Annotated in this window: 12 protein-coding genes and 1 pseudogene; 7 read left to right on the top strand and 6 right to left on the bottom strand. The window is 64.7% G+C overall.

The features are described from left to right. Nucleotides 1–84: 84 nt before the first annotated feature. Nucleotides 85–1,224 carry a cysteine desulfurase family protein gene (locus tag ABID58_RS17220; RefSeq protein WP_354033497.1) on the bottom strand — a complete coding sequence of 380 codons (1,140 nt, stop codon included), beginning with the start codon at nucleotides 1,222–1,224 and terminating at the stop codon, nucleotides 85–87. A gap of 84 nt (nucleotides 1,225–1,308) precedes the next feature. Continuing rightward, nucleotides 1,309–1,428: pseudogene (locus tag ABID58_RS17215) on the bottom strand (acyltransferase family protein); the annotation flags it as partial. Nucleotides 1,429–1,472: 44 nt separating this feature from the next. Between ABID58_RS17215 and ABID58_RS17210 the strand changes: the two are divergent. From ABID58_RS17210 to ABID58_RS17200, 3 genes are all read left to right on the top strand, one after another. Further along, on the top strand, nucleotides 1,473–2,423 hold the full coding sequence (locus tag ABID58_RS17210) for a LytTR family DNA-binding domain-containing protein (RefSeq protein WP_354033496.1): 951 nt from the start codon (nucleotides 1,473–1,475) through the stop codon (nucleotides 2,421–2,423). A 354-nt stretch (nucleotides 2,424–2,777) separates the two neighbouring features. Then, nucleotides 2,778–3,425, top strand: coding sequence for an alpha/beta hydrolase (locus tag ABID58_RS17205; RefSeq protein WP_007591562.1), 648 nt, complete (start codon nucleotides 2,778–2,780; stop codon nucleotides 3,423–3,425). 8 nt (nucleotides 3,426–3,433) lie between these two features. After that, nucleotides 3,434–3,946, top strand: coding sequence for a DUF1697 domain-containing protein (locus ABID58_RS17200; RefSeq protein WP_354033495.1), 513 nt, complete (start codon nucleotides 3,434–3,436; stop codon nucleotides 3,944–3,946). Here the strand turns inward: ABID58_RS17200 and ABID58_RS17195 are convergent. The 3 genes from ABID58_RS17195 to ABID58_RS17185 form a co-directional block, all read right to left on the bottom strand. Next, nucleotides 3,943–4,266 carry a DMT family transporter gene (locus ABID58_RS17195; RefSeq protein ID WP_148748797.1) on the bottom strand — a complete coding sequence of 108 codons (324 nt, stop codon included), beginning with the start codon at nucleotides 4,264–4,266 and terminating at the stop codon, nucleotides 3,943–3,945. The two genes, ABID58_RS17200 and ABID58_RS17195, sit on opposite strands and share 4 nt — an antisense overlap. Before the next feature lie 3 nt (nucleotides 4,267–4,269). Then, nucleotides 4,270–4,947, bottom strand: a complete 678-nt coding sequence (locus tag ABID58_RS17190) for a glutathione S-transferase family protein (RefSeq protein ID WP_354033494.1) — start codon at nucleotides 4,945–4,947, stop codon at nucleotides 4,270–4,272. A 77-nt stretch (nucleotides 4,948–5,024) separates the two neighbouring features. Beyond that, nucleotides 5,025–6,128, bottom strand: coding sequence for an anhydro-N-acetylmuramic acid kinase (locus ABID58_RS17185; RefSeq protein ID WP_354033493.1), 1,104 nt, complete (start codon nucleotides 6,126–6,128; stop codon nucleotides 5,025–5,027). Between the two features lie 165 nt (nucleotides 6,129–6,293). Here ABID58_RS17185 and tyrS point away from each other — a divergent pair, with 165 nt between their 5' ends. The 3 genes from tyrS (at nucleotide 6,294) to ABID58_RS17170 (ending at nucleotide 9,517) form a co-directional block, all read left to right on the top strand. Beyond that, nucleotides 6,294–7,547: a tyrosine--tRNA ligase gene (tyrS, locus tag ABID58_RS17180; RefSeq protein WP_148748794.1), complete on the top strand. Its 1,254-nt coding sequence runs from the start codon at nucleotides 6,294–6,296 to the stop codon at nucleotides 7,545–7,547. A 55-nt stretch (nucleotides 7,548–7,602) separates the two neighbouring features. Then, a complete protein-coding gene (locus ABID58_RS17175) occupies nucleotides 7,603–8,859 on the top strand; it encodes an MFS transporter (protein ID WP_148748793.1) in 1,257 nt (418 codons plus the stop codon). 220 nt (nucleotides 8,860–9,079) lie between these two features. After that, a complete protein-coding gene (locus ABID58_RS17170; RefSeq protein ID WP_354033492.1) occupies nucleotides 9,080–9,517 on the top strand; it encodes a DoxX family protein in 438 nt (145 codons plus the stop codon). A gap of 135 nt (nucleotides 9,518–9,652) precedes the next feature. Here the strand turns inward: ABID58_RS17170 and ABID58_RS17165 are convergent, their stop codons facing one another. After that, a complete protein-coding gene (locus ABID58_RS17165; protein WP_148748791.1) occupies nucleotides 9,653–9,892 on the bottom strand; it encodes a hypothetical protein in 240 nt (79 codons plus the stop codon). Between ABID58_RS17165 and ABID58_RS17160 the strand changes: the two genes are divergently transcribed. Beyond that, the gene (locus ABID58_RS17160) at nucleotides 9,875–11,569 is read left to right on the top strand and encodes a methyl-accepting chemotaxis protein (RefSeq protein WP_354033491.1); all 1,695 of its coding nucleotides are present in this window, start codon (nucleotides 9,875–9,877) and stop codon (nucleotides 11,567–11,569) included. The genes ABID58_RS17165 and ABID58_RS17160 overlap by 18 nt on opposite strands. Nucleotides 11,570–11,634: the final 65 nt, after the last annotated feature.

Genomic DNA, 11,634 nt, shown 5'->3' with positions numbered 1-11,634 from the left:
GCGGTGGATCAAACTCGGACGAGTATTACGATGTTTCTCTGCGGAAAGCACGGGCTTAGAACCGTTCAAGCCGTGTTTCGTCGCTTAGCCTCTAAGTAGGGTATTACCGAGCTTTCGCCAAGCCTCCAGGCACCGATTGATGTCCCCCGGCTGCGTGGACCAGCCCAGACTGAGGCGCACCGCTCCCTGGGCCACGCTGGCGTCGTACCCCATCGCCGAGAGCACGTGGGACGGCTGGACCTTGCCGGAGGAACAGGCCGAACCGGAGGAGACGGCGATGCCTTCGAGGTCGAAGCCGATCACGGCAGTCTCGGCCTTGAGCCCCGACGCGGTGAACAGGACGGTATTTGGCAACCTCTTCACGTTTTCCGCGAAGATGCTCGCCCCGGCAATGCCCCGAATACCATTTTCCAAGCTATCTCTTAGACTTGTCATGCGCTCCGCATCTTCCGGCAGAGCCTCAAGGGCGGCTCTCACCGCTGCCCCAAAGCCAGCGATACCGGCGACATTCTCGGTTCCCGCCCGCCGGCCGAGCTCCTGTCCGCCGCCACGCAGCACCGGCTCCAACCCGGCAAGCCCCTCGGCAACGACCAGCGCGCCGACGCCTTTGGGGCCGCCGATCTTGTGCCCAGAAAAGCTCGCAAGATCCGCGCCTACCGCGTTAATATTGAAACCAATTTTGCCGAGCGCCTGGATCGCGTCGACATGCAGGAGGCCGCCCGCCTCGTGGACGATCCGCGCTGCTTCAGCCACCGGCTGGAGCGCGCCGGTCTCGTTGTTGGCGGCCATGATCGAGACCAGCGCCGGCGGGCCGGCGGCGACGAGCGCGCGGAGGTCATCGAGATCGACCGCACCGGAGCTTGTGACCCGGATCTGGCCGATGTCGTTGGCCGGGAATCGGCCGCCCGCCAGCACCGAGGCGTGCTCGACCGCGGAAACCAGGAGCCGCCGCACCGGCTCACCCGATCGGCTGCGCAAGCCGGGCGACAGCGCCAAGGCATTGGCCTCGGTTCCGGCGGAGGTGAACACCACGTTCCGCGGCAGCGCGCCGATGGCTGCCGCAAGCGAGCTACGTGCGTCCTCGACCAGCCGCCGCGCCTCCCGTCCCTCGGCGTGGACCGAGGACGGATTGCCGATCAGCTCGTAAGCGGCCAGCACCGCTGCACGCGCCTCGGCGCGCAGCGGCGTGGTCGCATTCCAGTCGAGATAGACGCGGCTTGGCATGCGTCCTCTTAGCACCTTTTCTCCTTGCGCCAATCAGCCGCCGCCGCACATCAGGCCGGCTGTTGCTGCGCAATTCCGCCAACGCCCCCAGGATACGCAGAGCATGCCGACGTGGTAGAAGATCAAGAGCCCGAAGGCTAAAATCCGCACCCAATCCAGATCGATGCGTCGTTCCGAAATCGAAACTTGCTGCGGTGTTGACATGGTTCTCTGCTCCTTGACGGGACGGCAAACGCGGTTTTCGGGCCATGACTGACAGCCAAGATGCCCCCGAAACGGAGCGCGTCGAAACGGTTTGGGATCAGGACCGGGCGCTAGGGGACGAGGCGCCGGCGTCCGGGACGAGCGGTTGGCGCGGCGGGATCAGTGGCGAATGGACGATGTTTGCTGCGATCGCAGCCGTCGCGCTCGCCATCGGTGTCGTCAATGCGCTCTCGGGCGCGCAGGACGCCGCCTGGCGCGGCGACAGCTATGACATTGGCCGGCGGCTGTTCTGGGAGCTGTCGAGCATCATCGTCATCCTGCTGCTGGTGCCGATCCTGACGCTGGCCGTGCGGCGCATGCGCCAGGCACATGGGCTGGCGATACGGATCGGAATCGCTGCGGTCGCCCTGCTCGGCTTCTCGGCCTTCCACATCACCGGCATGGTGGGCTTGCGGAAACTCCTGCTTTGGCTGGCGGGGGGCGGCTACGACTTCCACTTCTCGCCGGCGACGGTCCTGTACGAGTTCCGCAAGGATGCCGTGACCGCCTTGCTGCTGGGAGCAACGCTCTGGCTGATCGAAAGCCGGCGTGAGCTGAGGAAGGCCGCCCGCGTGGCCGCGTCCATGCCGGCCGCTGCGCAGGAGCAACCATCATCCGATCTGATCTGGCTCCGGGATGGCACCAACCGCGTCCGCGTCGCGCCGCGTGACATCCTCTGGGTCGCCTCCGCCGGCAACTACATCGAATACATCCTCGCCAACGGCACCCAGCACCTGATCCGCGGCACGTTGGCCGCAACCGAAAGCGAGCTCGCCCGCTTCGCCATCGTGCGCGTGCACCGGACCAGGCTCGCCAATCTCGACCGCGTGAGCGGCGTCGACTTCAAGCCCTCAGGGGACTTCGAGCTCACGTTCGACAACGGGCAGACGCTCGGGGGCAGTCGCCGCTACCGGCCCGCGGTCGCCTCGCTTGGAGGGCGTACCGCGCCTGTGTGAATCGCCACCGTCGGTCGCCCGACGGTCGATAAACGATCGTGATTCCAATTAGTTGCCGCCACAGATGCGAACCGGGCCATGCCCCCGCTCCACCCCGGCTGCCATTGGCATGACACCGCGATGATGAGCCTAAGTTCTTGAGCACATTGGCAGATGTCGAAGATGCTTGCTTTTAGCCCCGCAGCCTATGTTAGAACGCGGCCGTCAAGTCACCGCGCGCCATTTGCGCATCACCGCGAGGCGCACGCCTTCTCGTCCTTCCATTCGCGCTCTCGCCGGCGTCGCTGCCGATGAGGCCACAATCGGTTGATTGCGGAGAACCGCCTCTCCAGGACATCAATCAAGAGATCACCCATGCCTGAAGTTATTTTCACTGGCCCCGCCGGCCGCCTCGAAGGCCGCTATCACCCGGCCAAGCAGAAGAACGCGCCGATTGCGATGGTCCTGCATCCGCATCCGCAGTTTCACGGCACGATGAATCATCAGATCATCTACCAGTGCTACTACGCCTTCGCGCATCGCGGCTTCTCGGTGCTGCGCTTCAATTTCCGCGGCGTCGGCCGCAGCCAGGGCTCGTTCGACCACGGCACCGGCGAATTGTCGGATGCCGCAGCAGCCCTCGACTGGGCGCAGACGATCAATCCCGAGGCGCGCGCCTGCTGGGTCGCCGGATTCTCGTTCGGCGCCTGGATCGGCATGCAGCTTTTGATGCGCCGTCCCGAGGTCGAAGGCTTCATCTCCATCGCGCCGCCGGCCAACCTCTACGACTTCTCGTTCCTCGCGCCCTGCCCGTCGTCGGGCCTGATCGTGCACGGCGAGAAGGATGCGGTGGTGCCGCCGAAGGACGTCAACACGCTGGTCGAGAAGCTGAAGACCCAGAAGGGCATCGTGATCGACCAGCAGGTCATCCCCGGCGCCAACCACTTCTTCGACGCCAAGCTCGAGCCGCTGATGGAAACCATCACAGCCTACCTCGACATGCGCCTCGCCAACGTGCGCTGAAGCTTTCCGTGGGCGCGTTCGTGGCATTGCTGCGGGCCGTCAATGTCGGCGGCACCGGCAAGCTGCCGATGACCGAGCTCAAGGCGATGTGCGAGGAGCTCGGTTTCACCACCGTGCGCACCTACATTGCCAGCGGCAACGTCGTCTTCGCCAGCCGCAAGTCGGAAGCCGCGATCAAGACCGCACTCGAAAAGCGCCTGCATGCCTATGCCGGCGCACCGGTGGGCGCGCTCGTGCGCAGCGCAACCGAAATGGCACAAGTCCTGGCCGATAATCCTTTTCCAAAGGCTGCGCCCAACCGCACCGTTGCAATCTTCCTCGACGGTGCGCCGCCTGCAGACGCGCTCGCCGGCATCCGCGGCCAGAACAACGAGGAGGTTCGCCTCGGCCGCCGCGAGATCTACGTGCACTACGGCGACGGCATGGGGACGTCGAAACTGGTGATTCCCGCCGCCAAGGCCGGCACCGCGCGAAACATGAATACGATCGCGACGCTTGCGAAGATGGCCGCTGAGCTCTAGGCCAGCTTCAGCGCGACGATCCCCATCAGCACCAGCGCGATGCCCGCAAGCTTCATCGCGCTCAAGGCCTCGCCGAACAGCACGACGCCCATGGCGAAGGTTCCGGCGGCGCCTATTCCGGTCCATACCGAATAGGCGACGCCGACCTCGAGCACCTTCAACGCACGCCCGAGCAGGAAGACAAAGGCGGCGAGCAGCACCAGCGAAACGATGCTCCAGCCGATGCGCGTGTAGCCTTCGGCATATTTCATCGAGATTGCCCAGCCGACATCGAGTGCGCCGGCGATCACCAGCATCAGCCAGGCCAGAGACTGCGACATAGCTCAGGCCGCAAGCTTCAAGAGATGCGCGTCGTGGCGCACCAGGAAGGCGCGCAGCAATTGCGGATAGTCGGCGTCGACCGCAGTGCGCACGCTCGGACGTTTTGCGAGCTCGCTCCGCCACGCGCGCACCTTGGGGACATCGCTGAAGATGCCATGCTCGGTCAGTTCATCGAACAGGTCGAAATAGCGGAAGACCGGCGCGAACACCGCATCGACCATGCTGAACGCTTCGCCGGCGAAGAACGGGCCTGCGCCCAGCGCCGTCTCGACGCGCGCGAACTTCGTCACCAGCGCCTGACGCTTGCTTTCGAACGTCGCGGGATCGGTCGTGGTCTCCAGGCCCCAGAGATCGCCGAGGATCGCCGAGCCGAACTCCATCCAGGCGCGGTGCTCGGCACGCTTGAGGGCATCGGCCGGATGCAGCTTTGCGCCGGCTTGCGTCTCCTCGATGTACTCGCAGATCACGTTGCTCTCGAACAGCGCGACCTCGCCCTTGTCGGTCGTCACCACCAGCACCGGCACCTTGCCGAGCGGCGACAATTTCAGAAACCAGTCAGGCTTGTTGGCGAGATCGATATCGATCCGCTCGAACGGAACGCCCTTCTCCTTCAGCGCGATCACGGCGCGTTGAACGTAAGGGCAAAGCTTGTGGCTGATCAGTTTGAGCGAAGCGGTCATGACTAATCCCGACAGTTGGATGCAGTTGCATCAATATAGATGCATCTGCATTCATCCGTCAAGGTCGACCACCTCACTCAGGGCCGCGCGATCACCCCGCCCGTCATCGGCATCGGCACGCCTGTCGTGCTCGGATAGGACAGAGGCAGGCCCTTCAGGCCGCGCGCTGCGAGGAAGCCGAAGGCCTGCGCCTCGATCGCGTCGGAGGCCCAGCCGAGCGTCTCAGCTGCCTCGACGGTCGCCGTGCCGACCCGCTCCCGCAGCCTGCGCAGCATGGTCAGATTACGTGCGCCGCCACCGCAGACGATCCAGCTTCGCGGCCGCCGCGGCAGCAACGGAATGACGCGCGCGATCGCAGCCGCAGTGAAAGCGGTGAGCGTCGCGGCGCCATCGGCCGGCTGGACATCGCCGAGCTTCAGCGCGGCGAAGTCGTTGCGGTCGAGCGATTTCGGCGGCGGGCTTGCGAAGAACGGCAATTCCAGCGCGCGGGCGATCCAGGCCTCGTCGGCCTTGCCGAGCGCCGCAAACTTTCCTTCCGTATCGAACGCCTGGTTCATGGTGCGGTACATGAAATCGTCGAGCAGCGCGTTGCCGGGCCCGGTGTCGCAGGCGATCAGCGTGTCGATGCCGTCGATATAGGTGATGTTGGAGACGCCGCCGATATTGACCACGACGATCGGCCCTTCGCGCGCCAGCGAATTGGCGAGCGCCCGGTGGTAGACCGGCACGAACGGCGCGCCCTGCCCGCCGGCCTCGACGTCCGCGGCGCGGAAGTCGTGCATCACGGGGATATGGATGGCTTTGGCCAGCGCCAGCGCATCGCCGATCTGCACCGTCAGCCGCCGCTCGGGCCGGTGCAGCACGGTCTGGCCGTGGAAGCCGACGATGTCGATGTCTTCGGGCTTCATCCGGTTCTGGGCGACGAAGGCGGCCACCGCCTCGGCATGCGCCAGCGTCACCGCGCGCTCGGCCTCGGCCAGGATTCCCGGCCGGGCATCGCGTTGCAGCAGGTGCACAGCTTCTGAGAGGGCCTGGCGCAGCAGATTGCGCTCGGCTGGGTTATAGGGCCGGTAGCCGGACGGCCCGAACGCTTTCACCTGTTTTCCATCGGTTTCGATCAGCGCGACGTCCACCCCGTCCAGCGAGGTGCCGCTCATCAAACCGAGTGCCGTCAACATCATGGATCAGCGTCCTCAAAACCCTTCCTCCGGCATGCCGATCTTGTGCCAGAGGGACACATCTTATAATGCCACAGCGCCAAGTGGCGGGCAGCAATCCAGTTCCGGCGGAGGACCCTTAAATTGCTCCCAAAACAGTAAACCAAGAATTGTCAGGCATGCCGACAGATGACTGCATTTAAATCGGATTTCCTCAACACCCTGCAGGAACGTGGTTTCATCCACCAGTGCTCCGATTTCGAGGGGCTGGACGCGCTCGCCGCCAAGGGCGAGGCGATCGCCTATGTCGGCTACGATTGCACCGCTCCATCGCTGCACATCGGCAACTATCTGACCATGATGCTGCTGCACTGGTTTCAGCAGTCCGGCAACAAGCCGATCACGCTGATGGGCGGCGGCACCACCATGGTCGGCGACCCCTCCGGAAAGGACGAGACGCGCGCGATCCGCACCGTCGCCGAGATCGAGGCCAACAAGGCTTCGATCCGGGGCGTGTTCGCAAAAGTGCTGCGCTACGGCGACGGCAAGAGCGACGCCATCATGCTCGACAATGCCGAGTGGCTGACCAAGCTCAACTACATCGACATGCTGCGCGACGTCGGCCGGCATTTCTCGGTCAACCGCATGCTGACGATGGATTCGGTGCGCCTGCGCCTCGAGCGCGAGCAGGAGATGAGCTTCATCGAGTTCAACTACATGATCTGCCAGGCCTACGACTTCGTCGAACTGGCCAAGCGGACCGGTTGCCATTTGCAGATGGGCGGCTCCGACCAATGGGGCAACATCATTATGGGCGTCGATCTCGGCCGCCGCATGGGTACGCATCAGCTGTACGCGCTGACCACGCCGCTGCTGACGACCGCATCGGGCGCCAAGATGGGCAAGACCGCGCAAGGCGCGGTGTGGCTCAACGCCGACCAGTTTTCGCCGTATGATTTCTGGCAGTACTGGCGCAACACCGAGGACGCCGACGTCGCCAAGTTCCTGAAGCTGTTCACGACGCTGCCGATGAGCGAGATCAAGAAGCTCGAAGCGCTCGGCGGCTCGGAGATCAACGAGGCCAAGAAGGTGCTCGCCACGGAAGCGACCGCGCTGCTGCATGGCCGCGACGCAGCGAACGAAGCGGCCGAGACCGCACGCCGCACCTTTGAGGAAGGCGCACTCGCCGAGAGCCTGCCGACGGTGGAAATTCCGCGCGGCGAGCTGGAGGCCGGACTCGGCGTGCTCAACGCCTTCGTCAAGGCGGGCCTCGTCGCCTCCAATGGCGAGGCACGGCGCCAGATCAAAGGCGGCGGCCTGCGCGTCAACGACGGCCCCGTCACCGACGAGAAGATGGCGCTGTCGGCTGCCAATCTGACACCGGAAGGCGTGATCAAGTTGTCCTTCGGCAAGAAGAAGCACATCCTGCTCAAGCCTGCATAGGCGTATGAGCTTTTGATGCTTGTCAGGGCGCGTCGATGCGCGCTCCCTGACGGCAATGGATCAGAACACGCCCCGGGAAACGTCGACGGAACAAGGAAGCACGCAGCAGGACGCGGTGCGCACCGCGCTTGTCGTGCTCGCGCTGTGCTTCACGCTGGCCGTGCTCGGGCGGGGCTTAAGCGAAAGCTTCACCGTCTTCCTCAAGCCGATCTCCGAAAATTTCGGCTGGGATCGCGCGCAGGTGGTTTCGATCTACTCGCTGACCTGGCTCATCAGCGGACTGACTGCGCCGCTGGTTGGCCGCCTGTTCGATCATTCCGGACCGCGCATCGTCTACGCGCTCGGCCTGCTGCTGCTCGGCTCGGCCTTCCTGATCGCAGGCCATGCGCAGGCGCTCTGGCAATTTCAGCTCTCGATCGGATTGTGCGTCGGCATTGGCGTCGCCTTTATCGGCAACGTGCCGAACTCGATCCTGCTCGGCCGCTGGTTCGGGCCAAAGCTGCCGACCGCGATGGCGGTGGTGTACTCGGCGATGGGCGGCGGCGTGCTGGCGCTGCTGCCGGCCTCGCAGCTGCTGATCGATCATCTCGGTTGGCGCGAGACCTATCAGGTCTACGGCTTCGCCGCGCTTGGTCTGCTGGTGCCGCTCATGCTGCTGCCGTGGCGCCTGTTCGCGTTGGGCTCGCCTCATGTCGTCAAGAAGACCGATCCGGATTTCATCGACGACGGCTGGACGCTTCTGAGCGCGATGCGTCACCATGCCTTCTGGGCGCTGTTCTCGACCTTCTTCTTCACCGCCGTCGGCATGTATGCGATCGCGGCCCAGATCGTGGCCTATCTGATCGATGCGGGCTTTCCCCCGCTCCAGGCCGCAACCGCCTGGGGTTTTTCCGGCGTGGTGCTGGTGTTCGGCATGATCGGGGTGTCCGCGCTCGACGGGCTGATCGGGCGCCGGCCGTCCGTGCTGCTGAGCTACGCGATCTCGATCCTCGGCATCGCCCTGCTCTGGCTGTTGCAATATTCGCCGAACCTCATCCTGCTGACCGGCTTCGTCGTCTGCTTCGGCAGCATGATGGGCTCGCGCGGACCGCTGATCACCGCAACTGCGATGAAGATTTTTCGGGGCAAGCGGGTCGGCACCATCTACGGCACGATCTCGATCGGCAGCGGTTCGGGCTCGGCCTTCGGCTCCTGGAGCGGCGGCCTGATCCATGACGCCACCCACGGCTATAACGCGCTGCTCGTGTTCGCACTTGCGAGCGTGGTGCTCGGAATGATCCCATTCCTGATCGTGCCCGCCTTGCGGCGCTAGGTTTCCCGGAGGTAACCTGAACTCATTCGCGTCACCGGGGAACTACGGGCGGGCACGACGCGTAGATGCTCAGAAAATGCGGATGGCGCGCGGCTAAAATCACAGCCTGCGGTGTTTTGACCGATATGACAAAAATGTCAGCGCAAATTGACCTGGCGCAGCTTGCAGGGCGGAACCGAATGCGGTCCTAGTCGCAGCATTGGATGGAGGGCACAAACCAATGAACTTTCCTTATCTCACTCGCTTTCAGCCGGTTCTCTTGAGCCTGTTTCGCTTCATCACTGGACTGCTGCTGTTCCAGTACGGCGTTGCCAAGCTGTTCAAGTTTCCTGCGCTGCCCTACTTCGCCGACATCCCGCCGCTGATCTATGCGGCCGGCACGCTCGAGCTGGTGCTCGGTGCGGCCCTGATGCTCGGCCTGTTCACCCGGCTATCAGCTTTCATCCTGTCGGGCGAAATGGCGTTCGCTTACTTCATGGGCCACATGCTCAAGACAGGCACGCCGGTGCTCCTGCCGCTGCTCAACGGCGGCACCGCCGCGATCCTGTTCTGCTTCGCCTGCCTCTACGTCTCGGGAGCGGGCGGTGGTCCGGTCAGCGTCGATGCGCTGATCGGCAAGGAGAGTGACGCACCGGGCGGCGCCTTCGCGCGGCGCTGAGGCGCGCGCAACCGATCCGCAGACCCGGCACTGGCATTTCGCCGGTGCCGGTTCAGCGCGAGCCCAGCACGTTCCAAATGAGAACGAGGGCCGCCACAAGAAGCACGGACATGACGATGCGGTGAACGAATCGGTTCATTGCCCGTCCAGCCAGGCTCGATCACAATCAAAGTCTGAAATCTTTCTGTTCCCGCAAAAATACCGGCGCACGGCATCGCGTCGCGATTTGCCTGCACGATTGCGCATAGGGCTGCGAAGGATCACCCGCGCGGCGGCCGCGCGCACGCCTGTCTTCATGATTGGTAAGAACTTCATGTTAGCCATGAGAGCAATAACAAACATGTCGTAGGGGCTGTGATGAAGCTGCTGAGCCATCTGAAGATCCGCACCAAGCTTGCCAGCATGGTGTGCCTCGCAGCCCTCACAGTCACGGCCATCATCGCGGGATCGACCGTGCTCAGCAAGAGCCGCATGATGGACGACCGGGTCCAGCAGATGAAGGCCGCGGTCGACCTGCTCCACGGCCTCGCGCAGAGTTTCCAGGATGACGCCGCCGCCGGCAAGATGACGGCGGACGAGGCCAAGCTGCAGTTTCGCCAGCGTGCCCGCAACATGAAGTTCGGCGGCGGCCAGGGCTATCCTGTCGTCTACAATCCCGACACGTCGATCCTGGTCAACGGCGCCAATCCGCAGCTCGAAGGCAAGATCACAGGCGCCAAGGATTCCAATGGCGTCCTGATTGCCGATGCTCAGCTCAACGCCGCCAGGCAGGCGCCGCAGGGCGGCGTCACATCCTATCTCTACCCGCGTCCCGGCCAGACCGAGCCCGTCCGCAAGACCGTGTTCGTCCGCCAGTTCACGCCCTGGAACGCCACGATCAGTTACGGCCTCTATGTCGACGATATCGACGCCGACGTGCGCGCGCTCACGCTCGAGCTCGCCGCGATCGGCGGCGGCCTGATGCTGCTGATGGCAGCGCTGTCCTGGCTGATCGCCCGCGACGTGCTCAGCGCACTCGACCGCCAGAAGACCCGCATGCAGGACATCGCCGACGGCGCCATCGACAAGCCGGTCGAGGAGACCGATCGCGGCGACGAGATCGGCCGCATGGCCGAGACGCTCGAAGTGCTCAGGCAGACCGCCTTGACGGCGCGCACGCTGGAAGCCGAACAGGTCGCGGCCAAGGCCCGCGGCGAGCAGGAAAAGCGCGACGCTTTGATTTCCCTCGCCGACCGCTTCGATGCGTCGGTCGGTCAGCTCGTCGGCCTGATGGCCTCGGGCTCCGGCGAGCTGGAGACCACGGCCAAGTCGATGTCGTCGACCGCCGAGGGCACCAACCGCCGCGCCGCCGTGGTCGGCTCGGCCGCGACCGAAGCCAGCCAGCGCGTCCAGACGGTGGCGGCCGCCGCCGAAGAGCTCTCCTCCTCCATCACTGAAATCAGCCGTCAGGTCGCGCAATCGGCCGAAGTCACCGGCCGCGCGGTCGAGAGCGCACGCCACACCGACACCATCGTGCGCGCGCTGTCCGACGGCGCCCAACAGATCGAGCACGTCGCCGAGCTGATCTCTAGCATCGCCGCGCAGACCAATCTGCTCGCGCTCAATGCCACCATCGAGGCCGCGCGCGCCGGAGAGGCCGGCCGCGGCTTCGCCGTCGTCGCCTCCGAAGTGAAATCGCTGGCGAGCCAGACCGCGGAAGCCACCCGCGAGATCGGCGACAAGATCGCCCAGATCCAGGGAGCGACCAAGGAGGCCGTGGACGCCATCGGCGGCATCACCGCGACCATCGAGGAGGTCAGCCGCATCGCCACCTCGATCGGCGCCGCGATCGAGGAGCAAGGCGCGGCCACCGCCGAGATCGCCCGCAGCGTCTCGCAGACCGCCGAGGCGACCAAGGAAGTCACTACCAACATCACTGGCGTCAGCACGGCAGCCAACGAGACGGGCAATGCCGCGGGCATGGTCCTCACTGCCGCGTCAAACCTCTCCAAGCAGGCCGAGCAGCTCTCGGGCGAAGTTGGCACGTTCCTGGCGGGCGTGCGCGCGGCGTAAACGGCGCGGTCTCGATTGGTCCGGACCGTACCGTGCGACCGCATTCGTGGCCTATCCTTCGAGAC

This window comes from Bradyrhizobium sp. S3.2.6, from assembly GCF_040546885.1.
Taxonomy (GTDB): domain Bacteria; phylum Pseudomonadota; class Alphaproteobacteria; order Rhizobiales; family Xanthobacteraceae; genus Bradyrhizobium; species Bradyrhizobium cytisi.
Note: the sequence above shows the minus strand (reverse complement) of the source record. Positions and strands in the feature narration are given on the sequence as shown.